The sequence below is a fragment of the Nocardioides alpinus genome (genome assembly GCF_900112035.1).
Lineage (GTDB): Bacteria > Actinomycetota > Actinomycetes > Propionibacteriales > Nocardioidaceae > Nocardioides > Nocardioides alpinus.
This window is the reverse complement of record NZ_FOKC01000004.1, coordinates 272,416-295,190: the sequence shown is the minus strand read 5'-3', so window position 1 is coordinate 295,190 and position 22,775 is coordinate 272,416. Positions and strand designations below refer to the sequence as shown.

Sequence of the window (22,775 nt, the reverse complement as noted above, 5' to 3'; positions counted from 1 at the left end):
CGCAGCCAGGTGAACGGACGGCGAGCGCGGCGTTGCCGTCAGCGGGCCGGCAGGATCCGACCGGTGACCTCGCCGAGGGTGATCCGGCCGCCGCCGGCACCCGGCGCGGAGTAACGCAGCGTCACCTCGTCGCCGTCCTCGAGGAAGGTCCGCTCGCGCCCGGCGAGGGTGAACGGCTCCTTGCCACCCCAGCTCAGCTCGAGCAGCGAGCCGCGCTGGTCGTGGTCGGGCCCGGAGACGGTGCCGGAGCCCCACAGGTCGCCGGTGCGGACGCTCGCGCCGTTGACGGTGGTGTGGGCCAGCATCTGGGCCGGGGACCAGTACATGGTGCGGTAGGGCGGTCGCGCGATCACCTCGCCCTCGAGCACCACCTCGACGTCGATGTCGAGGCCCGCCGGGCCGTCGACGCGCAGGTAGTCGAGCACTTCCGGGTCGTCCTGGCCCGGCAGGTCGGTCCACGCGGCGTCGAGCGCGGCCAGCGGCGTGACCCACGCGCTGATCGAGGTGGCGAAGGACTTGCCGAGGAACGGGCCGAGGGGGACGTACTCCCAGGCCTGGATGTCGCGCGCCGACCAGTCGTTGAGGCCCACCACGCCGAAGGTGTGCCGCGCGAAGTCGGCCGTGGACACACGCTCGCCCATGGCCGACGGCACGCCCACGACGAAGCCGAGCTCGGCCTCGATGTCGAGGCGGGCCGACGGGCCGTAGGTCGGGCGAGGTGCCGCGGCGTCGGTCGAGCCTGTCGAAACCCGCTGGCCGCACGGCCGTACGACGTCGGTCCCGGAGACGACGACGGTGCCCGACCGGCCGTGGTAGCCGACGGGGAGGTTCTTCCAGTTGGGCAGCAGCGGCTCGGAGTCGGGGCGGAACATCCGACCGACGTTGGAGGCGTGGTGCTCGGAGGCGTAGAAGTCGACGTAGTCGCCGACCGTGAACGGCATCAGCATCCGCACCGAGTCGACGTGGGACAACGCCGGCTCCACCAGGTCGCGCTCGGTCCGGTCGGTGAGCAGGCCGGTGATCCAGGCGCGGGTGGAGGCCCACACCGTCGGTCCGGCGGCCATGAACGGGTTGAGCGTGGGCTGGTCGAAGAGGGCGTGCGTGTCGACCATGTCGGCGGCGGCCACGATGCTCAGGTCGAGCACCTGGTCGCCGATGCGCACGGCGACGCGCGGGTGCTCGCCGGAGCGGGCGAAGACACCGAAGGGAAGGTGGTCGACGTCGAAGCCGGAGCCGGCGGCGCCGGGCACCCAGGTCGGGGCGGCCGGGTGAGGGGTCGTGGTCATGCGTGCTCCGCTCCGCCCGCGGACAGGAGTCCGAGGGCCGTCAGGTCGTCGAGGGGTTCGGTCACCGAGCAGGAGCCGAACGAGGTGAACCACCGGCGCGCCGACGGGAGGTCGGTCGCGGCCAGGGAGGCACCGTCGCGCTGCTCGAGGGCGTCGGTCGCGTCCGCGACCGACCCGCCGTCCCACAGCACCTGGGTCGCGACCAGGACGTTGAGGAAGCCGTGCGCACCACCGCCCTCGGCCTCGTGGCGCACGGCGCGGTGCAGCCCCGCGGTGGCCTTGAAGGGCGTCTCCCGGTCGAGCGACGCGTCGATCCAGGCGGCCACGGTGGGCGCGTCCGGAATGAGGTCGTGGTCGACGTGGCCCAGGCGCAGCTTGAGCCGGTGGCCGCGCGCGGCGACCTCGTCGGCGGCGGCCAACCAGGCCGCGGTGACCGGGCCGGGGATCTCGATGAAGACGGGCGCATCGACGTCCGCGGCGCGCGCGGCGGCGTCGATGCGACGTACGTTGCCGACCGGGTCGTCGTGGTCACGCACCGCGATCTCGACGCCCGCCACCTCCAGCCCGAGGCGCGCGGCGGCCCCGAGCGGACCCGCCAGCTGGCCGGCGCCCCCGGTGACGACGACCGAGAGCGGCGCACCGAACCCGCGCACCAGCGGGAGGTCGGTGTCGCGCAGGACGAAGCTGCCGACCAGTGCGGCGTACGGCTCCGCCCGACGGGCCGAGTACGCCGCGGTGGCGTCGTGGACCGGGACGTCGCCGGGCGGGAAGATCGCGGCGTCGTCGACGAGGCCGCGCCACAGGTCGGGCCACGGGGCGAGATCGACGGGTGCAGGAGAAGCGCTCACGGGGCTACTCTAACCACCAGATAGCGGACACCTGCGTCCGATAATCGGATGATTGGATGCGACGGATGGCCCACTACCGAGCACTCGGCCGACTGCCCCGCCAGCGCCACACCCAGCTGCGCGACGACGACGGCCACCTGTTCCGCGAGGAGCTGATGGGCGAGGAGGGGTTCTCGTCCGACTCCTCGCTGCTCTACCACCGCGGGGTGCCGAGCGCGATCACCGACAGCCAGGTCTGGGACCTGCCCGACCAGTCGCGCACCCCCAACCACCCGCTCAAGCCGCGCCACCTCAAGCTGCACGACCTCCGGACCGGCCCCTGCCCGGTCGAGGGGCGCCGCCTGGTCCTCGGCAACAACGACGTCCGCATCGGCTACGTCGTGACCGGCACCGACCCGAGTCCGCTCTACCGCAACGCCATCGGTGACGAGTGCGTCTACGTCGAGTCCGGCACCGGCACCGTCGAGACCGTCTTCGGCGTCATCCCCTACCGCGCCGGGGACTACGTCCTGGTCCCGCGCGCGACCGACCACCGCTGGGTGCCGGCCGAGCCGTCGCGGCTCTACGCGATCGAGGCCAACAGCCACATCCACCCGCCCAAGCGCTACCTCTCGCGCTTCGGCCAGTTCCTCGAGCACGCGCCGTTCTGCGAGCGAGACCTCCACGGTCCGACCGCGACGTTCGAGGCCGAGGGCACTGACGTCGAGGTGCTGGTCAAGCACCGCACCAGTGCGGGCATCGTCGGCACCCGGCTGACGTACGCCACCCACCCGTTCGACGTGGTCGGCTGGGACGGCTGCCTCTACCCCTACACGTTCAACATCGAGGACTACATGCCGATCACCGGCAAGGTCCACCAGCCGCCGCCGGTCCACCAGGTCTTCGAGGGCTGGAACTTCGTGATCTGCAACTTCCTGCCGCGCAAGGTCGACTACCACGACCTCGCCATCCCGGTGCCCTACTACCACTCCAACGTCGACTCCGACGAGGTCATGTTCTACGTCGGCGGCGACTACGAGGCGCGCAAGGGATCGGGCATCAACCTCGGCTCGATCAGCCTGCACCCGGGCGGCCACGCCCACGGTCCGCAGCCGAGCGCGATCGAGGCCTCGCTCGGTGCCGACTACTTCGACGAGTCCGCCGTCATGGTCGACACCTTCGCTCCCCTCGAGCTGGGCGAGGGCGGTCTCGCGGTGGAGGACCCGGCCTACGCCTGGACCTGGGCCGGCCGTGGCCCCGACGGCGGGGACTCGCCGGCGGTCTTCAGCAACAGCTGACCAGGTCGCCGGGAGTGTTGCGGGGACCCGCCCGACGGCGGTGGCGGGGCCACACTCCGCACGTCTCGAATGTGGCTGGACCACCGCCCGCACGGGTAGGCCGGGCGACGCGCGTCAGGAGGTCCAGGCGCGCCAGAGCGCGGCGTACTCCCCGTCGAGCTCGACGAGCTCGTGGTGGCTGCCGAGCTCGACGATCCGCCCGTCGATGACGACGGCGATCCGGTCGGCGTCGTGCGCGGTGTGGAGGCGGTGCGCGATCGCCACGACGGTGCGCCCTGCGAGGAGGTTGTTCATCGACCCCTCGAGCGTCCGGGCGGTGCGCGGGTCGATCAGCGAGGTCGCCTCGTCGAGGACCAGGGTGTGGGGGTCGGCGATGATCAGCCGGGCCAGCGCGACCTGCTGGGCCTGTGCGGGCGTGAGGGCGTAGCGGCCGGAGCCGATCATCGTGTCCAGTCCCTGCGGCAGCCGCTCGACCCAGAGCAGCGAGCCGACCGCGCTGAGCGCCTCGCGGACCGCGTCATCGTCGGAGCCCTCGCGGGCCAGCACGATGTTGTCGCGCACGGAGCCGATGAAGACGTGGTGCTCCTGGGTCACGAGGGCGACCTCGGTGCGCAGCACCTCCAGCGGCAGGTCGACCAGCTCGACCCCGCCGACGCTCGCGGAGCCCGTACGCGGTCGGTTGATGCCGGACAGCAGCCGGCCGAGGGTCGACTTGCCCGACCCGCTGGGGCCGACGATGGCGAGCCGCTCCCCGGCTCCGAGGCGGAGGTCGACGCCGTGCAGCACGTCGTGGCCCTCGCGGTAGGCGAAGCGGAGGTCCTCGCCCACCAGCTCGATGCCGTCGGGCAGCCGCTCCCCGGGGGTGCGGTCCGGCCTGACCTCGGCGATCCCGAGCAGCCGGCTCGTGGACGCGGCACCGACCTGCAGCCGGTCGATCTCGCTGATCAGCCGGTCGAGCGGGTCGGCCAGCGCCTCGACGTAGAGCACGGCCGCAGTGATCTGGCCCAGGTCGACCCAGCCCTGCGAGTAGGCGTACGCCCCGACCAGCAGGGTGATGACGCGCGGTGTCTGGAAGGCGAAGTTGAGGGCCGCGAAGAGGATGTTGCGCAGCGACATCGTGTAGCGCTCGGCCTGCGCCGAGACCTCGATGTCGGCGTCGCCGGCGCGGACCCGGACACCGGAGAGGCCGAGCGACTCGAGGGTGCGGGCGCCCTCGACGGTCTCGGTGAGCGTGGTGTTGATGCGCGAGTAGGTGGCGCCCTCGGTGATGTACGCCTTGGGCGCGCGCCGCAGGTAGGTGCGCACCGCCCAGCTCGACGTGGCGAAGGTGAGGAGCGCCGGCACCGCGAGGACCACCGAGTTGAGCAGCATCGCGACGATCGAGAGCACCACCGTCAGCAGCGAGATGATCGCCATCGGCACGCCGTACTGCACCGATCGGCTCATCGTGCCGACGTCGCGGGTGACGCGGGTGACGAGGTCGCCGGTGCTCGCGCTCTCGACGGCACCGAGGGGCAGGCGGAGGATCGTGCGGACGATGAACTCGCGCGCGGTCGACAGCAGGTCCTGGCCGAAGATCGTCGACGTGCGCTGGGCGAGGAAGGTGAAGCCGGCCTGCGCCAGCACGACCGCGATGATCACGAGGGCGAGCTGGCCGAGCGGACGCCCGGTGCCGTCCACGGTGGTGTTGACCAGCTCGCCGAGCAGGCGCGGCACCACGAGCCCGGCCACGGCGGCGAGCGCGTTGAGCACGACGAGCACCGCGAACGCCTTGCGTCGCCGCGACAGCAGGTCGCGGAAGAAGGCCAGCACCTCGCGGTTGCCCGCCACCGGCCAGCCCCGCTCGGGGTTGCGCGAGGCGGAGTAGACGTCCTCGGCGCGCTGGCGGCGTACGTCGTGGCGCTGCCAGAAGGCGTGCACGCGCTCGCGGCGCGAGGCGTCCGTCGGCGGGACCAGCTCCGGCGGGACGACCGGCGGATCGGTGGTGCGGTCGCGCCAGGTGTCGGGGGAGGTCTGCAACAGGTCGGTCACGACGAGACCTCCTCGTCCACGTCGTCCATCGCCCTGAGCACGACGTCGCGGTAGGCCGCGTCGTGCTCGAGCAGCGCGGCGTGCTCGCCCTCGGCGGCGACGAGGCCGTCGCGGAGCAGCACGACCCGGTCGGCGTGGTGCAGCCACAGCGGGGAGACGGTGCAGACCACGGTCGTACGTCCTCGGCGGAGGTCGGTCACCCGCTCGGCGATGCGGGCCTCGGTGTGGGCGTCGACGGCCGAGGTCGGCTCGACCAGCACCAGGATCGGTGCATCGGCGGCGAGCGCGCGCGCCAGCACCACCCGCTGGCGCTGGCCGCCGGAGAGGCCCCGGCCGCGCTCGTCGAGCTGGCCCTGCCAGCCCTCCGGGAGGGCGTCGTAGACGTCCTCGGCGTTGGCGACGCGCAGCGCCGCCTCGGCCTGCTCGCGGGTCAGCCGGCCGTGCGGGTCGATCGCGTCCTGGAGCGTTCCCGCGAAGAGGCTGCTGCCGGTGTCGCTGACCAGCACCTGGCTGCGCACGTCGTCGAGGCGGGCCGCGGACAGGTCCACGTCGCCGAGGCGTACGCCCCACTCCCGCGTCGCGACGGCCTCGTCGCGGGCGGCGATGCGCGCGCGGCGGCGCTCGCGGTCGGCGCGCGCCTGTCGGGCGGCCCGGCCCTTGAGCCCGTCGCCGTCGTCCTCGCCCACCGGGTCGGTGTCGGGCGGCAGGTAGCGGCCCAGCCGGTCCGCGAGGGCCGAGCTCTGCTCGGGCACGGCGCTCACGATGACGGTCAGCTGTCCGGGGTGGGCGGTGAAGCCGCTGAGCTCGTCGACGATCTCCCGCCGGCCGTCGAGCGGCTGCGGGTCGGAGGGCTCACGCCACGGCGGCCGCTGCTCGAAGATGGCGATCGCCCTGCGGGCGCTCACCAGCGCCCGGGTGGACTTCTGCGCGAGCTCGAAGAAGGTGCGGATCGGGCCGACCATGAAGAGGCCGTAGCCCAGGAAGCTCACCAGCTGGCCGACGCTCAGCTCGCCGGCGTCGACCTGCCGCGTCCCGAGCCACACCAGCGTCACGAGGAAGACGCCGGAGAACAGCACGCCCACGGCCTCGACCGCGGCCTGCCAGATCCCCGAGGAGACACCTGCGCGGCGGGCCTGCTGGGACTGCTCGGCGTAGTTGCGGCCGAACGTCTCCTCGCCGCCGATCCCTCGCAGGATGCGGAGCCCGGCCACGATGTCGGTGGCCATGGACGTGAGCTCGGAGTTGCGGCTGCGCTCGACCTGCTGGCGCCGGTGCAGCGGCCGCAGGAGGGGCAGCGCCGCCCCGAGGAGCACCGGCGCGGCGACGAGCACGACCACGCCGAGCTGCCACGACATCGACAGCACGATGGCGGCGACCGTCAGGTAGGACACGAGCTGGGCGACCGAACGCGCCAGGATCTCGGTCAGGGCCCCGAACTCGTCGGAGTCGCTCGACGAGACGCTGAGGATCTCGCCGGTGGGGGAGCGGCGCGGGAGCACGTGGCCCATCTGCGCGATCTTGCGGGTGACCATCTGGGTCGTGCCGTAGAGGCTGATCAGCCAGCTGCGCACGACCAGCGTGTGGAAGACGACGCCGAAGACGCCGCCGACCAGGACCACGGCGAGCATGACACCGGCCCACCCCAGGAGGGCGCTGCGCGAGCCCGCCAGGATCCCCTCGTCGACGGCGCGTCCGAAGATGTAGGGACCGAAGGTGAGGGGCATCAACCACAGCAGGCACGCCAGCGTCGACCATGCGATGACCTGCCACTGCTGGCGGAGCATCCACCTCAGGAATGCCGCGGGCGACCGGGTGTCGGGGTCCGGGGTGGGTGCGTCGTCTGAGCCGGAGAAGAACGTCGCGATCCGGGGTGGGAAGTCCTGCATGTCGTCTCGAGCCTAGGTGCGGGTGCCCGTCGGGCACGACGCATTAAAGGACTCAGGCGTACGCCGGGTAGTCGACGTAGCCCTCGGCGTCGCCGCCGTAGAACGAGTCCGGCCGCTGCGGGTTGAGGGGGAGTCCCTCGGCCAGGCGGCGCGGCAGGTCGGGGTTGGCGATGAACGCTCGACCGAACGCCGCGGCGTCGATGAGACCCGCTGCGAGCAGCCGGTCAGCCTTCTCCCGGTCGTAGCTGCCGGCGCCGACGATCGGGCCGGGGTGGGCGGCACGCAGCGCGAGCCGGTAGTCGTCGTCGAGCTCCGGGCCGCCGGCCCAGTCGGGCTCGGAGACGTGCAGGAAGGCGAGGTTGCGACGGCCGAGCTCACCGGCCAGGTGGAGACCGGCGTCGCGCCCCTCCGGGTCGTCGGTGCCGTTGAAGGAGCCGATCGGGGAGATCCGGATGGCCACGCGGTCGGACGACCAGGCGCCGATGACGGCGTCGGTCACCTCGAGCATGAGGCGGGCCCGGTCCGCCAGCCCACCGCCGTACTCGTCGGTGCGCTGGTTGGCGTCGGCGGCGAGGAACTGGTGGAGCAGGTAGCCGTGGGCGCCGTGGATCTCGACGAGGTCGAAGCCGGCCTCGCGGGCGTTGACGGTGGCCCGGCGGAAGTCCTCGAGGAGTCGCGGGATCTCGTCGAGCCCGAGCGCCCGCGGCGTCGGGCAGCTCACCCGCGTCGGGCGGCCGTCCTCGCCGCGCACGGTGGTGCGGTTGCGGTAGGGCTGGGCACTGGCCGACACCGGCAGCCCACCGTCATGGAAGGACTCGTGGGAGACGCGGCCGACGTGCCACAGCTGGGCGGCGATCAGGCCTCCCGCCTCGTGCACGGCGTCCGTGACCGTGCGCCACCCGGCGACCTGCTCGTCGCTGTGGATGCCGGGCGTGTCCATGTAGCCCTTGCCCTCGGGGCTGACCTGGGTGCCCTCCGAGACGATCAGCCCGGCACTCGCCCGCTGGGCGTAGTACTCAGCCATCAGCGCGTTGGGCACGTCGCCCGGCACGGTGGCCCGCATCCGGGTGAGCGGGGCCATCAGCACTCGGTTGTCCGTGCGGACGGCACCGAGGGCCAGGGGTTCGAGGAGTGAGGGCACGAGGGGGCCAACCGGCGCCAGCGGTGGGCTATTCCTCGAACGGGACCCCTGGGGGCGGTGTGCTGCGCACCACCCGCGGGGCAGGATGGGCCGGGTGACGCTCCTCTCCCAGCTGCGAGACATGCCGGCCCGACTCCGCAACGAGTCCCGTCAGGTGCCCGCCCGCGACATCGACGAGACCGAGGTCGAGATCGAGTCGACGTCCCACGCGGCCGCAGGTGCCACGGCCGTCGCCGTCGCGATGCGCCGGGCGATCGGCCAGATGGGCGTACGCCGCACCGCGTCGACGCTGACCCGGCTCAACCAGGTCGACGGCTTCGACTGCCAGGGCTGTGCCTGGCCGGACCCGGCGCCCGGCCACCGGCACGCCGCCGAGTTCTGCGAGAACGGCGCCAAGGCCGTCGCCGAGGAGGCGACCCGCCAGCTGCTCGACCGCGAGTTCTTCGCGAGCCACTCGGTGGAGGACCTCGCCGGGCGGTCGGAGTTCTGGCTGGGCAAGCAGGGTCGTATCACCGAGCCGATGGTGCTGCGACCCGGTGCCACCCACTACACGCCGATCTCGTGGGACGACGCCTTCAGCACCATCGCCGGGCACCTCCAACGCCTCGACCACCCCGACCAGGCGACCTTCTACACCTCGGGCAAGACCTCCAACGAGGCCGCGTTCGTCTACCAGCTCTTCGTACGGGCCTTCGGGACCAACAACCTCCCCGACTGCTCCAACATGTGCCACGAGTCCTCCGGGTCGGCGCTGGGCCAGACGATCGGGATCGGCAAGGGCTCGGTCAGCCTCGAGGACATCCACCAGGCCAAGCTGCTCCTCGTCGTCGGGCAGAACCCCGGCACCAACCACCCGCGGATGCTCTCCGCGCTGGAGGAGGCCAAGAGCAACGGCGCGAAGATCATCTCGATCAACCCGCTCCAGGAGGCGGGCCTGGTCCGCTTCAAGAACCCGCAGCACGCCAAGGGGCTCGCCGTCGGGACCGCACTGGCCGACCTGCACGTGCCGATCCGCCTCAACGGCGACCTCGCCCTCTTCCAGGCGATCGGCGCGCTGCTCATCGAGTGGGACGCGCTCGACCACGACTTCCTCGCTGAGTACACGACCGGGCTCACCGAGTACGCCGCGCACGTGGCGGACCTCGACTGGGGCAAGGTCGAGGCGTCGACCGGCCTCACCCGCGAGCAGGTCACCGAGGTGGCCCGGATGGTCGCGGACTCCCCGGCCACGATCACCTGCTGGGCGATGGGCATCACCCAGCACCACAACGCCGTGGGCACCATCAAGGAGATCGTCAACGTCGCCCTGCTGCAGGGCAACATCGGCAAGCCCGGGGCGGGCGTGTGCCCCGTACGCGGGCACTCCAACGTCCAGGGCGACCGGACGATGGGGATCTGGGAGCGGGTCCCCGACCACTTCCTCGACGCCATCCGCGACGAGTTCGGCTTCGAGCCGCCCCGCGAGCACGGCCTCGACACCGTCGGCTCCATCCAGGCGCTGCGTGACGGCAAGATCCGGGTCTTCTTCGGGATGGGCGGCAACTTCGTCGGTGCCGCGCCCGACACCGTGGCGACCGAGTCGGCGATGCGCAACGCCGCCCTGACCGTCCACGTCTCCACCAAGCTCAACCGCTCGCACGTCGTGCACGGCGGCGAGGCGCTGATCCTGCCGGCGCTGGGCCGCAGCGAGAAGGACCTCACCGGCGGTCGGGCGCAGCGGGTGACCGTCGAGGACTCGATGTCGGCCGTGCACTCCTCGCGCGGCCCGCTCGACCCGCCGTCGGAGCACCTGCGCTCGGAGGTCGACATCGTCTGCTCGCTCGCCCTGGCGACGCTCGGTGAGGAGTCGCCCGTCCCGTGGGCCGCCTTCCGGGAGGACTACACCGAGATCCGCCGCCGCATCGCGCGGGTCGTCCCCGGCTGTGCGTCCTACGACGAGAAGGTCGACCAGCCCGGCGGCTTCGTGCTGCCGCACCCGCCCCGCGACAACCGGATCTTCGAGACCCCGAGCGGCAAGGCGGTCATCACCTCGACCCCGCTCGACGTGCTCGACGTGCCACGCGGGCGCTTCCTGCTGCAGACGATGCGCTCGCACGACCAGTTCAACACCACGATCTACGGCCTCGACGACCGCTACCGCGGCGTCAAGGGCGGTCGGCGCGTGATCTTCGTCAACCCCGAGGACATCCGCGACCTCGGCTACGCCGAGGGCGACATCATCGACCTGGTCAGCGAGTGGCACGACGGCGTCGAGCGGATGGCCCGGTCGTTCCGCGTCGTCCCGTACGACCAGCCGCGAGGGTGTGTGGCGGCCTACTACCCCGAGGCCAACGCGCTGGTCCCGCTGGACTCCACCGCCGAGAAGAGCAACCAGCCGGTCTACAAGTCCGTCGTGGTCCGCCTGGACCGTCCGCAGGAGGCGGGCCAGGGCGAGGGGGACTCGCACGGCTCCGCGGACCAGGGGGCCGGCTCGCACCGTGAGGACCACCCGCACCACCTGAGCTGAGGGCCACCGTCCGACCAAAGTAGGGCTCTGGGGCGAGCGGCCGCACGCGTTGGTCGCAGACCGGTACCGTGGGCAGCGATGACCACGCACATCGACGTGCTCACCTCGCGCGAGGTCCCGCTGGGTGGCCCCAGGGCCATGCGCGTACGACGCACGCTCCCGCAGCGTCACCGCTCCCTGATCGGTGCCTGGTGCTTCGTCGACCACTACGGTCCGGACGAGGTCGAGCAGACCGGCGGGATGGTCGTGGCGCCGCACCCGCACACCGGGCTGCAGACGGCCAGCTGGCTCTTCGAGGGCGAGATCGAGCACCGCGACTCGGCGGGCAACCACGCCGTCGTACGCCCCGGCGAGCTCAACCTGATGACGGCGGGCCGGGGGATCAGCCACTCCGAGGTCTCCACCTCCGACACCTCCGTCCTCCACGGCGCCCAGCTCTGGATCGCGCTGCCCGAGGACAGCCGGGACACCGGCCCCGGCTTCGAGCACTTCGTGCCGGCGCCGGTCCGCGGCCCCGGGTGGGAGGCGCGCGTCTTCCTCGGCTCCCTGCTCGGGGCGAGCTCGCCGGTGGCCACCCACACCCCGCTCCTCGGCGTCGAGCTGATGCTCGCCACCGGACGCACCCTGGAGATCGAGGTCGACGAGTCCTTCGAGCACGGGGTGCTCCTGGACGTCGGTGTCATCGACGTCGACGGCACCGAGCTCAAGCCCAGCGACCTCGCCTTCGCCCCGGTCGGCCGTGGGACGCTGACGATCACGGCGCACGAGGAGTCCCGCCTCCTGGTCCTCGGCGGCCCGCCCTTCGGCGAGGCGATCGTCATGTGGTGGAACTTCATCGGACGCACCCACGAGGAGATCGTCGGCTTCCGCGAGGAGTGGCAGTCGCAGCTGCGCACAGCGGAGCACGACGGGCGCCGGGTTGACGGGCGCTTCGGCGTGGTGGACATCGACCTCGACTCGATCCCTGCCCCGGAGATGCCCCACGTCCGACTCAAGCTCAGGCACTGACGCGTGGCTGCAGCAGTGGTGGGCGACGACGGCGTGGCCCGCTGTCCCTGGGGAGCAGGTGACCCGGTCAACCGCGCCTACCACGACACCGAGTGGGGGATGCGCGTCGCCGGTGAGGCCGCCCACCTCGAGCGGCTCACCCTCGAGGCGTTCCAGTCCGGGCTCTCCTGGCTGACGATCCTCAACAAGCGCGCGCACTTCCGCGCGGCGTTCGCGGACTTCGACGCCGACACGGTGGCGGCGTACGACGACTCCGACGTCGAGCGGCTGATGGCCGACGCCGGCATCGTCCGCAACCGCCGCAAGGTGGACGCCGCGATCGCCAACGCGCGGGCCACCGTCGCACTCCGGGCCGAGGGCGGGCTCGAGGCGTTCATCTGGTCGTTCCGTCCCGAGCCCGCTCCGGCCCCGGTGACGACCGCGGACGTGCCCACGACCTCGCCCGAGTCGCTCGCGCTCTCCCAGGCCCTCAAGAAGGCCGGGTTCGCCCACGTCGGGCCGACCACGATGTACGCCCTGATGGAGGCCATCGGCCTCGTCGACGACCACCTCGAGGGGTGCCACCGGCGGGGCTGCGCCGGCTAGCCTCCAGGTCTCGGCATGACCCGTCGCGACCTCGCGAGCTCGGTCGCGGGGCCGCTCGACCTCCCGTCCCACGCCCAGCGCTCGTGCCTCGCGCCGCACTAGGGTCGTGACATGACCCGCGTGCACGCCTTCACCGGCGACGATGCCCTGACCGACCTCGACGCCACCGGGTTGGTGGCGGCCCTCGCGGCCGGCGAGGTGTCGGTCCCGGAGGTCGTCGACGCCGCCATCGCCCGCACCGAGCAGGTCGACGCCGCCCTCGGCGCCGTGGCGTACGCCGCGTACGACCGGGCCCGCGACGAGGCGCGCCACCCGCGCGGCGGCTGGTTCGCGGGGGTCCCGACCTTCGTCAAGGACAACGTCGACGTGGCCGGCATGCCGACCCAGCACGGCAGCGACGCCTTTACCGGCGCACCGCAGCAGGCCGACGGCGACTTCGCCCGGATGTACCTCGCCACCGGCCTGATCCCGCTCGGCAAGACGCAGCTCTCCGAGTTCGGCTTCTCCGGCGCTGCCGACCACCTGCGCCTCGGGCCCGTCCGGTCCCCGTGGAGCACCGACCACTACGCGGGCGCCTCCTCGGCCGGGTCGGCGGCACTGGTCGCCGCCGGGGCGGTGCCGATCGCCCACGCCAACGACGGCGGTGGCTCGATCCGGATCCCGGCCGCGGTCAACGGACTGGTCGGGCTCAAGCCCACCCGCGGCAGGCTGGCGCAGGACAAGATGATGCGCGACATGCCGGTGCGCATCGTCTCCGACGGCGTGCTGACCCGCAGCGTGCGCGACACCGCCGCGTTCTACCGCGAGGCCGAGAAGGTCTGGCGCAACCCGCTGCTCGCTCCGGTCGGCGACGTCACGCGACCCAGCAAGGCGCGCCTGCGGATCGCCGTCGTCACCCAGGGCATCGGCCGCGACAGCTCGCCGGAGGTGCGTGAGCTGACACTGAGGACGGCCGCACTGCTGGAGTCGCTGGGCCACCAGGTCGAGGAGATCGACAACCCGGTCCCGGCGAGCTTCCCCGTCCACTTCGTGCGCTTCTGGTCGATCCTCGCGCTGGCCATCTCCCGGCGCGGGCACAAGGACTTCGGCGACACCTGGGACCCCACCAAGCTCGACAACCTCACCCTCGGGCTGGCCAGGCACGCCGCCCGCAACCTGCACAAGCAGCCGTTCTCGATCGCGGTCCTCCGCAGCTCGCAGCGGCTCGCGGCCCGCCACCGGGCGTCGTACGACGTCACCCTCACGCCGACGCTGGCCACCGAGACGCCCCTGGTCGGGCACCTGTGTCCCGACCAGGACTACGACGAGATCATGGGCCGGTTGATGGAGTGGGTGGCCTTCACGCCCCTGCAGAACGCGACCGGTGAGCCGGCCGTCTCGCTCCCCCTCGCAACCACTGCTTCGGGGCTGCCGCAGGGGATGATGCTGGGCGCCGGTGCAGGCCGCGAGGCCCGCCTCCTGGGCCTGGCCTACGAGCTCGAGGAAGCCGTCGGATGGCCCCGGATCCAGGCGGTCTGAGGGGCCTTGCGAGGGCCCGCTCGGAGGCCCTCAGGAGCCGATTTCTCATCCATCGTGGCGCTGTGTATCGTTCTCCGTCGTTGCCCCTTTAGCTCAGTCGGCAGAGCGTCTCCATGGTAAGGAGAAGGTCTACGGTTCGATTCCGTAAAGGGGCTCTGGATCGGATCTCGCCCCCCGGGGCGAACCGGCCTCCGCGGCGGGGTAGCTCAGGTGGTTAGAGCACACGGCTCATAATCGTGGTGTCGCGGGTTCGAGTCCCGCCCCCGCTACCACCAAGACCAGCCAGCCTCACACCGCACCACCCCGCAACCCAAGGATTCCCATGGCCAGCAAGAGCTCTGACGTTCGCCCCAAGATCACGCTCGCGTGCACGGAGTGCAAGGAGCGCAACTACATCACCAAGAAGAACCGTCGCAACGATCCCGACCGGATCGAGCTGAAGAAGTTCTGCCCGCGCTGCCGCGCTCACACCGCGCACCGCGAGACCCGCTGACGCTCTTCTCCACCGCATCCGACCCGTCCGAGTCCTCGGACGGGTCGCTGTGCTTCCCGGAGCCTGCTCGACCTCCCGACCCACGCCGTGCGCGACTGCGTCGCTCCCGGCTAGGGTCGTGACATGCCCGTCGACCCCTCCCTGGTGGGGCGCGAGTTCCCCGCGCCGGCACCCCTGACCGTCACCGCCGAGCGGGTCGGCGACTTCGCGGCCGCCGTCGCCCACCCCGGTGAGGACGTCCCACCGACCTTCCCGATCGTGCTGGCCTTCGACGCCATGCAGGCCTTCCTCGACGCCGAGGCGATCGACCTGCACCGCATCGTCCACGGGGAGCAGCGCTTCGCCTACGCCCGACCGATCGCCGTCGGTGACGAGCTCAGCGCCACGCTGACCGTCACCGGGCTGCGCCAGATCGGCGGCGCCGACATCATCGCCACGAGCAGCGAGATCACCGACGCCTCCGGCGCGGTCGTCTGCACGGGCAAGGCCACGCTCGTGCACGGAGGTGCGGCATGAATCCCGGAGACGTCCTCGCGCAGCGGGTCTTCACGATCACCCGCGCCGACCTCGTCGCCTACGCCCACGCGAGCGGCGACCACAACCCGATCCACCAGGACGAGGAGGTCGCCCTCAGCGTCGGCCTCCCCGGCGTGATCGCCCACGGCATGTACACCCTCGCCCTGGTCGGCACCGCCGTCGCGGAGTGGACGGGCTCCGCCGAGGTCGTCGACCTCGGAGCGAAGTTCACCAGCCCCGTCGTCGTACCCGCAGACGGCGGTGCGGAGGTCGTCGTCGGCGGCACCGTGAAGTCGGTCGCCGACGGCCTCGTCACGCTCGCGCTCGAGGTCACGTGCGACGGCAAGAAGGTGCTCGGCATGCCCAGGGCCGTCGTGCGCGAGGCCACCGTCAGTGCCTGACCTGCGCGACCACACCACGCTGCGCCTCGGCGGCCCCGGCCGCGACTGGGTGCGTGCCACCACCGAGGCCGAGCTGGTCGCGGCCGTGTCCGAGGCCGACCTCTCCGGCACGCCGGTGCTCGTGCTCGGCGGTGGTTCCAACCTGGTCGTCGCGGACGCCGGCTTCGACGGTCGGGTCGTCGAGGTCGCCACCCGCGGCATCGTGGCCGACGTCGACGACTCCGGCGACCCGTCGTGCTCCGGCGCCACCGTGACGGTGGCTGCGGGGGAGGCGTGGGACGACCTGGTCGCCCACGCCGTCGAGCGCCGCTGGATCGGCGTGGAGGCCCTCGCCGGGATCCCGGGGTCGGTCGGCGCGACCCCGATCCAGAACGTCGGCGCCTACGGCCAGGACGTCTCGCAGACGATCGCCCGGGTCCGGGTGTGGGACCGCAACCTCAACGGCGTACGCACCTTCGCCGCGAGCGAGTGCCAGTTCGGCTACCGGGCCAGTCGGTTCAAGGCCGACCCCGGACGCCACGTCGTCCTCGACGTCACCTTCCAGCTCCGCCAGGGCGTCCTCGGTGCTCCCGTGCGCTACGCCGAGCTGGCCCGCAGCCTGGGCGTGGCCGAGGGCGAGCGGGCGCCGATCGCCGAGGTCCGCTCGGCCGTCCTCGGCCTGCGTCGGGGCAAGGGCATGGTCCTCGACCCCGCCGACCACGACACCTGGAGCGCCGGGTCGTTCTTCACCAACCCGTTCCTCACGCCCGACCAGGTCGCCGCGCTCCCCGAGGACGCGCCGCGCTGGGAGCAGGCCGACGGCACGTGGAAGTCGAGTGCCGCGTGGCTGATCGAGCACGCCGGCTTCGCCAAGGGCTGGACCAGCCCCGACGCCGGCGACCGCGTGAGCCTGTCGACCAAGCACACGCTGGCCCTCACCAACCGCGGTGACGCCACCACCGAGGAGCTCCTCACCCTCGCCCGCGCGGTCCGCGACGGCGTCGAGGATCAGTTCGGCGTCCGGCTGGTCAACGAGCCCGTGACGGTCGGCTGCACCCTCTGATCGACCGCCCTCACGGGGTCCCGCCCTCACGGGGTCCCGCCCTCACGGGATAGCTGGGGACGAGATGGGGGGTGGAACGGCCTGTCGACCCACCAGGACGTCCTCAGGTACCCGAGGCTCAGGCCAGCCAGGCGGCGATGTCGCGGGTCGCGGCCTCGACCACGTGGCTCGGCGCCCGGGACGCGTCGAACGACATCTGCGCCAACCGGGCCAGCGTCGCGTCGTCGAGGTCGTGGGCGGCGCGCATCGTGGCGTACTGGCCGGCCAGGCGGGACCCGAACAGCAGCGGGTCGTCCGCGCCGAGCGCCACCGTCGCGCCGGCGGCCAGGAGCTGGGGGAGCGGCACCGAGGTGAGGTCGGAGTAGACGCCGAGCGAGACGTTGGAGACCGGGCAGACCTCGAGCGCCACGCCCGCGGCGACGATGCGGTCCAGCAGCGCCGGGTCCTCGGCGCTGCGTACGCCGTGCCCGAGCCGTTGCGCGCCGAGGTCGTCGAGGCACTCGCGGACGTGGTCGGGCCCACGCAGCTCGCCGCCGTGGGGGACCAGGAGCAGGTCGGCCCGCTCGGCGATGCGGAAGGCGCTCGCGAAGTCCTCGGTGCGACCGCGCCGCTCGTCGTTGGAGAGCCCGAAACCGACGACCCCCCGGCCGGCGTACTGGGCCGCGAGACGGGCAAGCGTGCGGGCGTCGAGGGGGTGGCGGGTCCGGTTGGCCGCGATCACCACCGCCATGCCGAGCCCGGTGCGTTCGGAGGCGTCGCGGACGCAGTCGAGCACGAGGTCGGTGAACTCGGTGATGCCGCCGAAACGGGCCGCGTAGCCGCTGGGGTCCACCTGGATCTCCAGCCAGCGACCGCCGTCTCGGACGTCGTCCTCGGCCGCCTCCAGCACCAGGCGTCGTACGTCGTCCGGCGTACGCAGCACCGACCGCGCCACGTCGTAGAGGCGCTGGAAGCGGAACCAGCCCTTCTCGTCGGCCGCGCTGAGCTGGGGCGGCCAGTCCTCGACCAGCGAGTCCGGCAGCGCGATGCCGTCCCGCTCGGCCAGCTCGAGCAGCGTCCCGTGGCGCATCGAGCCGGTGAAGTGGAGGTGCAGGTGCGCCTTGGGCAGCACGGACACGTCCCGAAGCCGCTCACCCACCATGCGACGCATCGTAGGGGCCGACCCGTCGGGCTCCGACCGCCGGTGGGCCGCCTCAGTTCGACGGCGCTGGGTCATCCCCGTATGCTTCTCGATTGGTGGTTTCGCCACATGCTTCGCCATGCCCCCAGTGGTGCGTGGCCGACGCGTGCGGACGAGTCGCCGGAGGGCACTAGCTCAACTGGTAGAGCATCGGTCTCCAAAACCGAAGGTTGGGGGTTCAAGTCCCTCGTGCCCTGCGAGGACACTGCACAGCAACGACGAGAAGGTGGGATGACGTGGCCGACGGCAACGCGGTTCAGGACCGGCGCGACTCGCGCGGCGACGACCGTGGGCGCACCAGCCCCGTCACGTTCCTGCGTCAGGTGGTGGCCGAGCTCCGCAAGGTGGTGTGGCCCACCCAGCAGCAGCTGATCACCTACTTCTTCGTGGTGCTGGTCTTCGTGATCGCAGTGATGGCGATCGTCACGGTGCTCGACCTGGCTTTCGGAAAGCTGGTCTTCGAGGTCTTCACCGGCGGCGGCAGCATCCAGTAGTCGACGACGGAGCAGTGCCTCCGCCGCACTGACCCCCGCCGGGTGAACCCGGCCCCGGTCCTCGAGACCGGACCCCAGCAACGACGTACGGAGTGAGACGTGTCGGACAGCAATGACGTGGACCAGGTCGACGACCAGGTCGAGTCCCTCGACGAGGCGACCCCGGAGGACGCCGTCGCGGAGCCCGTCGAGGACGTGACCGAGGACGCCACCGACGACGTGACCGTCGCCGACTCGGACGAGGACGCAGAGGAGTCGGCCGACGAGGACTCGGACGCCGAGGAGTCGGCCGACGAGACCCCCGACGAGAACGACCCGCTCGAGGCCTTCCGCCGCGAGCTGTGGGCCAAGCCGGGCGACTGGTTCGTCGTGCACACCTACTCCGGCATGGAGAAGCGGGTCAAGCACAACCTCGAGAACCGCATCATCTCCCTCAACATGGAGGACTACATCCACGAGATCGTGGTCCCCACCGAGGAGGTCGCGGAGATCAAGAACGGCCAGCGCAAGATGGTCACCCGCACCGTCCTCCCCGGCTACGTCCTGGTCCGCATGGACCTCACCGACGAGTCCTGGTCGGCCGTGCGCCACACGCCGTCCGTCACCGGCTTCGTGGGCCACAGCCACCAGCCGGTCCCGCTCAGCATGAGCGAGGTCGAGGACATGCTGGCGCCGGCCGTCGTGGCCCTCGCCGAGGCCGAGTCCGCCGCTTCCGGTGAGAAGGGTGCCTCCACCACGCCGCGCAAGCCCGTCGAGGTCGCCGACTTCGACGTCTCCGACTCGGTCATGGTGGTCGACGGCCCCTTCGCCACGCTGCACGCCACGATCACCGAGATCAACGCCGAGTCGCAGCGCGTCAAGGCGCTCGTCGAGATCTTCGGCCGGGAGACCCCGGTCGAGCTCAGCTTCAGCCAGATTCAAAAAGTCTGAGCGAGCGGAGCTTGCTCCGATCGGTCAGCCGGCTTTTTGAGGTTGAGGAGCGTCGGCACAGGCCTGAGCGCAGCGAAGGGCTGTGTGACGCGTCTCGAAACACAACCGTGAGGGCCCGATTTCACAAGAGATCGGCGTCAAGGCGACAATGAACTAGCGACAACCCGTGGCAGAGGGCGAGTGCCCTCGTCGTGACCACAAGAGAGAAAGAAGAAGGCTATGCCTCCCAAGAAGAAGATCGCCGCACTGGTCAAGGTGCAGCTGCAGGCCGGTTCGGCCACCCCGGCTCCGCCGGTGGGTACGGCGCTCGGCCCGCACGGCGTCAACATCATGGACTTCTGCAAGGCCTACAACGCCCAGACCGAGTCCATGCGCGGCAACGTGATCCCCGTCGAGATCACCATCTACGAGGACCGCTCGTTCGAGTTCATCACCAAGACTCCTCCGGCTGCCGAGCTGATCAAGAAGGCCGCCGGCCTCTCGAAGGGCTCCGGCGTCCCGCACAAGGAGAAGGTCGGCAAGCTGACCAAGGACCAGGTCCGCGAGATCGCGACCACCAAGCTGCCTGACCTCAACGCCAACGACATCGACGCGGCCATGAAGATTGTCGAGGGCACTGCGCGCTCGATGGGCGTCACGACCGACTGAATCCGTGGGAGAGCCGCGCTGGCTCGCTAACCACATCCTTCGCACCACAGAAACGAGAAGACAATGCAGCGCAGCAAGACCTACCGCGCGGCGGCAGAGACGTTCAACCAGGACGAGCTCTACGCCCCGCTGGCCGCCATCAAGATCGCCAAGGGCGGCTCCAAGAAGAAGTTCGACGAGACCCTCGACGTCGTCATGCGCCTGGGTGTCGACCCCCGCAAGGCCGACCAGATGGTCCGCGGCACCGTCAACCTCCCGCACGGCACCGGCAAGACCGCCCGCGTCCTGGTGTTCGCCACCGGTGACAAGGCCGACGCCGCCCGTGAGGCCGGCGCCGAGTTCGTCGGCAGCGACGAGCTGATCGAGAAGGTCGCCGGCGGCTGGCTCGACTTCGACGCCGTCGTCGCCACTCCCGACATGATGGGCAAGGTCGGTCGCCTCGGTCGCGTCCTCGGCCCGCGCTCGCTCATGCCGAACCCGAAGACCGGCACGGTGACCCCCGACGTCGCCAAGGCCGTCACGGACATCAAGGGCGGCAAGATCGAGTTCCGTGTCGACCGCCACTCCAACCTGCACTTCATCATCGGCAAGGCCTCGTTCTCCGAGGTCCAGCTCGCGGAGAACTACGCCGCGGCGCTCGACGAGGTGCTGCGTCTGAAGCCGGCCAGCTCCAAGGGCCGCTACATCAAGAAGATCACCGTCTCGACGACGATGGGCCCTGGCATCCAGGTCGACCCCAACCGCGTCAAGAACGTCGCGTCCGAGGACGAGGCCGCCCAGGCCTGAGCTCTTGCAGCCGCATCGGCCTGGTCACCCCTGTGGGGTGGCCGGGCCGAGCTGATGTCGGGACCCGGCCGTCGGCGCCGCCGTTGGGGCGGGTGTGGAACGATTCGGGTCGGAAGCACACGGGCGTCCTGCCCGTGCACTCGTCGTCCCAGGAGACTCCATGCGCGTCACGCCCCTCGCTCGCCGCCTCGGCACTGCCGCACTCGTGCTGGCCTTCGGTGCGGGTGTCTCGTCCTGCAGCGACGACTCGGCCTCCAGCGACTCAGCGAGCTCGGCGAGCTCGGCGAGCGACGAGGGTGCCGACTCGACCAGCGACGCGGGCACGGACGAACCCGCCGAGGACGAGTCCGGGGCGACGGCCGAGGCCTCGCTCGCCGAGCTCTCCGTCGACGACTTCTACCCCTCGGTGATGGCCGCGATGCGCGAGGCCGGGACCTTCAACTTCGAGACCGTGTCCGACTCCGCCGGCCAGTCCCAGACGACGTCCGGCCAGGCGCGGTTCAGCGACGCCGGCATGGAGATGAAGGCGTCCAGCTCGGGCGCACAGGCGATGGAGCTGATCCTGCTCGGCCAGGCGATGTACATGAAGTCGCCCGACCTCGGCACCGCCGACAAGTGGGTCAAGATCGACCTGAGCGACCCGAACTCGCTGTTCGGGATGATCGGCAAGGCCACCGACCCCGAGGCCATGTTCAAGGCGATGGAGTCGCCCAAGAAGCTCGAGCTCATCGGCACCGAGGACGTCGACGGGGTCAGCACCCACCACTACCGGATTACCATGGACCCGGCCCAGTACCTCGACGCGATGCAGTTCCCCGCGGCGATGGCGGACATGCTGCCCGAGGAGCTGGTGACCGAGATGTGGGTCGACGAGGACAACCTGCCGCGCAAGTTCGCCCAGACCATCGAGGTGCCCGCGATGGGCGGAGGCGCCGCGACGTCCTCGACGACCGAGGGCACCTACTCCGACTTCGGCACCGACGTGGAGATCGAGGCCCCGCCGGCCGACGAGGTCACCGAGAACTTCCCCGGCGCCTGAGCGGAGTCCGCGGACCAGGCCAGGTCACTCGCGGAAGACCCGCTCGTCGATCAGCTGCTCCTTGACCTCGGTGCCCTCGGACTCGTAGCGGCCCTGGTCGAAGCGGGTGCGGAACTGCAGGACCACGCCGTCGCGCCCGAAGCGGTTCTTCTCCACGGTCAGGACCGCGAAGTCGCGGAACCGCTCGGCGTTGTTGAGGTCGTACGTCAGGTGGTGGCGCGCGACGATGTCGAACTTGTTGTTGAGCACCATCACGACGTCGGCCTCGTAGGCCAGCGCGCTGGAGCCGCGGAGGTCGTTGGCGCGCATCCGGCGGCCGGTGCGCAGCGCCTCCTTCTCGGCGGCGGCGATGGCCAGCACCGGTGCGCTGATGTCGATGGCGAGGTCCTTGAGGCCCTCGACGACCTCGGTCGAGCGCTCGTCGTCGTCGCGGTAGGTCGACTTCACCTTCTGCAGGTAGTCCACGATCACCAGCGGCGTGGTGCCGGCCAGCTCGCGGACCGCCTCGATGGCGGCCTGGATCGCGGCGAGGTCGGTGCGGGTGCCGGTCGAGCGGTGCACGAAGAGCATCTCGGAGTAGTGCGCCACCTTGGCGAGCGCCTCGACGCCGGACGGCACCGACTCGAGCCGGTGGTCGAGCGAGCTGACCCACAGGTCGTCGAAGATCGACCGGATGCTGTTCATCCGCACCTGGTCGGTGTCGTCGAGCTCGCCCGCCTCCATGGCGATGAGCTTCTGCGTCATGTCCTCGGCGTCGTGCTCGTAGGAGAAGTAGAGGACCGGTCGTCCGGACGCGGCGTTGTTGCGCGCGACCTGGAGCGCGAAGGTCGACTTGCCGAGGCCCTGGGGTCCGGCGAGCAGGATCAGCGAGCCGGCGCGCATGCCGCCGCCGATGAGGGGGTCGAGACCCCCGAATCCGGTCTTCCAGACGCGGCCGGCCGCGTTGCGGCCTGTGAGCATGCGTTCGTCGCTGCGGGCCAGCGAGGCCCCGACGGTCGTGAGCTGTTGATCCACGTCCACCATCGAACCAGTGATGGGCGCCCGCGGGAGCCGAATCGACGAATGGCGGCGGTCGCCGCCGATTTGTCTGGTCCGCGAGCCGACCCGTAGTGTTCCCCTCGAAACCAGAGACCGCAGGTTGTCACGCGCTCCTCGCACGT

Annotated in this window: 21 protein-coding genes and 3 tRNA genes; 17 read left to right on the top strand and 7 right to left on the bottom strand. The window is 71.3% G+C overall.

Annotated elements, in window-relative coordinates; genetic code table 11:
- Positions 1–38: 38 nt before the first annotated feature.
- Positions 39–1,286 carry a fumarylacetoacetase gene (fahA, locus tag BM127_RS11230; RefSeq protein WP_091198626.1) on the bottom strand — a complete coding sequence of 416 codons (1,248 nt, stop codon included), beginning with the start codon at positions 1,284–1,286 and terminating at the stop codon, positions 39–41.
- Positions 1,283–2,134, bottom strand: coding sequence for a hypothetical protein (locus BM127_RS11225; RefSeq protein WP_091198624.1), 852 nt, complete (start codon positions 2,132–2,134; stop codon positions 1,283–1,285). The genes fahA and BM127_RS11225 overlap by 4 nt, the downstream gene beginning before the upstream one ends.
- Before the next feature lie 65 nt (positions 2,135–2,199).
- On the opposite strand from BM127_RS11225, the gene BM127_RS11220 reads away from it, so the two are divergent.
- Positions 2,200–3,411, top strand: coding sequence for a homogentisate 1,2-dioxygenase (locus tag BM127_RS11220; protein WP_091198622.1), 1,212 nt, complete (start codon positions 2,200–2,202; stop codon positions 3,409–3,411).
- A gap of 114 nt (positions 3,412–3,525) precedes the next feature.
- On the opposite strand, the gene BM127_RS11215 is transcribed toward BM127_RS11220, so the two are convergent.
- From BM127_RS11215 to nemA, 3 genes are read right to left on the bottom strand one after another with little or no spacing between them, the layout of a single operon-like run.
- The gene (locus BM127_RS11215) at positions 3,526–5,442 is read right to left on the bottom strand and encodes an ABC transporter ATP-binding protein (protein WP_091198620.1); all 1,917 of its coding nucleotides are present in this window, start codon (positions 5,440–5,442) and stop codon (positions 3,526–3,528) included.
- The gene (locus BM127_RS11210) at positions 5,439–7,328 is read right to left on the bottom strand and encodes an ABC transporter ATP-binding protein (RefSeq protein ID WP_091198618.1); all 1,890 of its coding nucleotides are present in this window, start codon (positions 7,326–7,328) and stop codon (positions 5,439–5,441) included. The genes BM127_RS11215 and BM127_RS11210 overlap by 4 nt, the downstream gene beginning before the upstream one ends.
- Positions 7,329–7,380: 52 nt before the next feature.
- Entirely contained in the window at positions 7,381–8,469 is a 1,089-nt protein-coding gene (gene nemA / locus BM127_RS11205) for an N-ethylmaleimide reductase (protein ID WP_231263186.1), read from the bottom strand.
- Between the two features lie 94 nt (positions 8,470–8,563).
- On the opposite strand from nemA, the gene BM127_RS11200 reads away from it, so the two are divergent.
- From BM127_RS11200 to BM127_RS11155, 10 genes are all read left to right on the top strand, one after another.
- Positions 8,564–10,975, top strand: a complete 2,412-nt coding sequence (locus BM127_RS11200; protein ID WP_308249285.1) for an FdhF/YdeP family oxidoreductase — start codon at positions 8,564–8,566, stop codon at positions 10,973–10,975.
- A gap of 78 nt (positions 10,976–11,053) precedes the next feature.
- Positions 11,054–11,983 carry a pirin family protein gene (locus BM127_RS11195; RefSeq protein ID WP_091198612.1) on the top strand — a complete coding sequence of 310 codons (930 nt, stop codon included), beginning with the start codon at positions 11,054–11,056 and terminating at the stop codon, positions 11,981–11,983.
- A 3-nt stretch (positions 11,984–11,986) separates the two neighbouring features.
- Positions 11,987–12,568, top strand: a complete 582-nt coding sequence (locus BM127_RS11190; protein WP_091198610.1) for a DNA-3-methyladenine glycosylase I — start codon at positions 11,987–11,989, stop codon at positions 12,566–12,568.
- Between the two features lie 111 nt (positions 12,569–12,679).
- Positions 12,680–14,086 carry an amidase gene (locus tag BM127_RS11185; RefSeq protein ID WP_091198608.1) on the top strand — a complete coding sequence of 469 codons (1,407 nt, stop codon included), beginning with the start codon at positions 12,680–12,682 and terminating at the stop codon, positions 14,084–14,086.
- 82 nt (positions 14,087–14,168) lie between these two features.
- Positions 14,169–14,241, top strand: a tRNA-Thr gene (locus BM127_RS11180).
- Between the two features lie 40 nt (positions 14,242–14,281).
- Positions 14,282–14,358: transfer RNA gene (locus BM127_RS11175), tRNA-Met, on the top strand.
- A 50-nt stretch (positions 14,359–14,408) separates the two neighbouring features.
- Positions 14,409–14,579, top strand: a complete 171-nt coding sequence (gene rpmG, locus BM127_RS11170) for a 50S ribosomal protein L33 (RefSeq protein WP_056602159.1) — start codon at positions 14,409–14,411, stop codon at positions 14,577–14,579.
- Positions 14,580–14,702: 123 nt separating this feature from the next.
- Positions 14,703–15,095, top strand: a complete 393-nt coding sequence (locus BM127_RS11165) for an FAS1-like dehydratase domain-containing protein (protein WP_091198605.1) — start codon at positions 14,703–14,705, stop codon at positions 15,093–15,095.
- Complete coding sequence (locus BM127_RS11160) at positions 15,092–15,496, top strand: MaoC/PaaZ C-terminal domain-containing protein (protein WP_091198603.1); 405 nt, start codon at positions 15,092–15,094, stop codon at positions 15,494–15,496. The genes BM127_RS11165 and BM127_RS11160 overlap by 4 nt, the downstream gene beginning before the upstream one ends.
- Positions 15,489–16,538, top strand: coding sequence for a UDP-N-acetylmuramate dehydrogenase (locus BM127_RS11155; protein WP_091198601.1), 1,050 nt, complete (start codon positions 15,489–15,491; stop codon positions 16,536–16,538). Before BM127_RS11160 ends, BM127_RS11155 begins: the two co-directional genes overlap by 8 nt.
- Positions 16,539–16,656: 118 nt before the next feature.
- Here BM127_RS11155 and BM127_RS11150 read toward each other — a convergent pair whose 3' ends face one another.
- On the bottom strand, positions 16,657–17,679 hold the full coding sequence (locus BM127_RS11150; RefSeq protein ID WP_091198598.1) for an adenosine deaminase: 1,023 nt from the start codon (positions 17,677–17,679) through the stop codon (positions 16,657–16,659).
- Positions 17,680–17,842: 163 nt separating this feature from the next.
- Between BM127_RS11150 and BM127_RS11145 the strand changes: the two genes are divergently transcribed.
- From BM127_RS11145 to BM127_RS11120, 6 genes are all read left to right on the top strand, one after another.
- Positions 17,843–17,915: transfer RNA gene (locus BM127_RS11145), tRNA-Trp, on the top strand.
- Positions 17,916–17,954: 39 nt separating this feature from the next.
- A complete protein-coding gene (secE, locus tag BM127_RS11140) occupies positions 17,955–18,212 on the top strand; it encodes a preprotein translocase subunit SecE (protein ID WP_091198597.1) in 258 nt (85 codons plus the stop codon).
- Positions 18,213–18,311: 99 nt separating this feature from the next.
- Entirely contained in the window at positions 18,312–19,142 is an 831-nt protein-coding gene (nusG, locus tag BM127_RS11135) for a transcription termination/antitermination protein NusG (RefSeq protein WP_372476579.1), read from the top strand.
- Between the two features lie 219 nt (positions 19,143–19,361).
- The gene (gene rplK / locus BM127_RS11130; RefSeq protein WP_091198593.1) at positions 19,362–19,790 is read left to right on the top strand and encodes a 50S ribosomal protein L11; all 429 of its coding nucleotides are present in this window, start codon (positions 19,362–19,364) and stop codon (positions 19,788–19,790) included.
- Between the two features lie 63 nt (positions 19,791–19,853).
- On the top strand, positions 19,854–20,576 hold the full coding sequence (rplA, locus tag BM127_RS11125; protein WP_091198592.1) for a 50S ribosomal protein L1: 723 nt from the start codon (positions 19,854–19,856) through the stop codon (positions 20,574–20,576).
- 160 nt (positions 20,577–20,736) lie between these two features.
- Entirely contained in the window at positions 20,737–21,615 is an 879-nt protein-coding gene (locus BM127_RS11120; RefSeq protein ID WP_091198590.1) for an SCO4651 family lipoprotein, read from the top strand.
- A 24-nt stretch (positions 21,616–21,639) separates the two neighbouring features.
- Here the strand turns inward: BM127_RS11120 and BM127_RS11115 are convergent, their stop codons facing one another.
- A complete protein-coding gene (locus BM127_RS11115; RefSeq protein ID WP_157829544.1) occupies positions 21,640–22,629 on the bottom strand; it encodes a DnaB-like helicase C-terminal domain-containing protein in 990 nt (329 codons plus the stop codon).
- Between the last annotated feature and the right edge of the window lie 146 nt (positions 22,630–22,775).

Bases quoted from the DNA above. Each gene is read 5' to 3' on its own strand.
- rplK (WP_091198593.1), top strand. From the start codon at position 19,362: ATGCCTCCCAAGAAGAAGATCGCCGCACTGGTCAAGGTGCAGCTGCAG.
- BM127_RS11165 (WP_091198605.1), top strand. From the start codon at position 14,703: ATGCCCGTCGACCCCTCCCTGGTGGGGCGCGAGTTCCCCGCGCCGGCA.
- BM127_RS11195 (WP_091198612.1), top strand. From the start codon at position 11,054: ATGACCACGCACATCGACGTGCTCACCTCGCGCGAGGTCCCGCTGGGT.
- BM127_RS11210 (WP_091198618.1), bottom strand. From the start codon at position 7,328: ATGCAGGACTTCCCACCCCGGATCGCGACGTTCTTCTCCGGCTCAGAC.
- rplA (WP_091198592.1), top strand. From the start codon at position 19,854: ATGCAGCGCAGCAAGACCTACCGCGCGGCGGCAGAGACGTTCAACCAG.
- rpmG (WP_056602159.1), top strand. From the start codon at position 14,409: ATGGCCAGCAAGAGCTCTGACGTTCGCCCCAAGATCACGCTCGCGTGC.
- BM127_RS11150 (WP_091198598.1), bottom strand. From the start codon at position 17,679: ATGGTGGGTGAGCGGCTTCGGGACGTGTCCGTGCTGCCCAAGGCGCAC.
- BM127_RS11185 (WP_091198608.1), top strand. From the start codon at position 12,680: ATGACCCGCGTGCACGCCTTCACCGGCGACGATGCCCTGACCGACCTC.
- fahA (WP_091198626.1), bottom strand. From the start codon at position 1,286: ATGACCACGACCCCTCACCCGGCCGCCCCGACCTGGGTGCCCGGCGCC.
- BM127_RS11120 (WP_091198590.1), top strand. From the start codon at position 20,737: ATGCGCGTCACGCCCCTCGCTCGCCGCCTCGGCACTGCCGCACTCGTG.
- BM127_RS11220 (WP_091198622.1), top strand. From the start codon at position 2,200: ATGGCCCACTACCGAGCACTCGGCCGACTGCCCCGCCAGCGCCACACC.
- BM127_RS11160 (WP_091198603.1), top strand. From the start codon at position 15,092: ATGAATCCCGGAGACGTCCTCGCGCAGCGGGTCTTCACGATCACCCGC.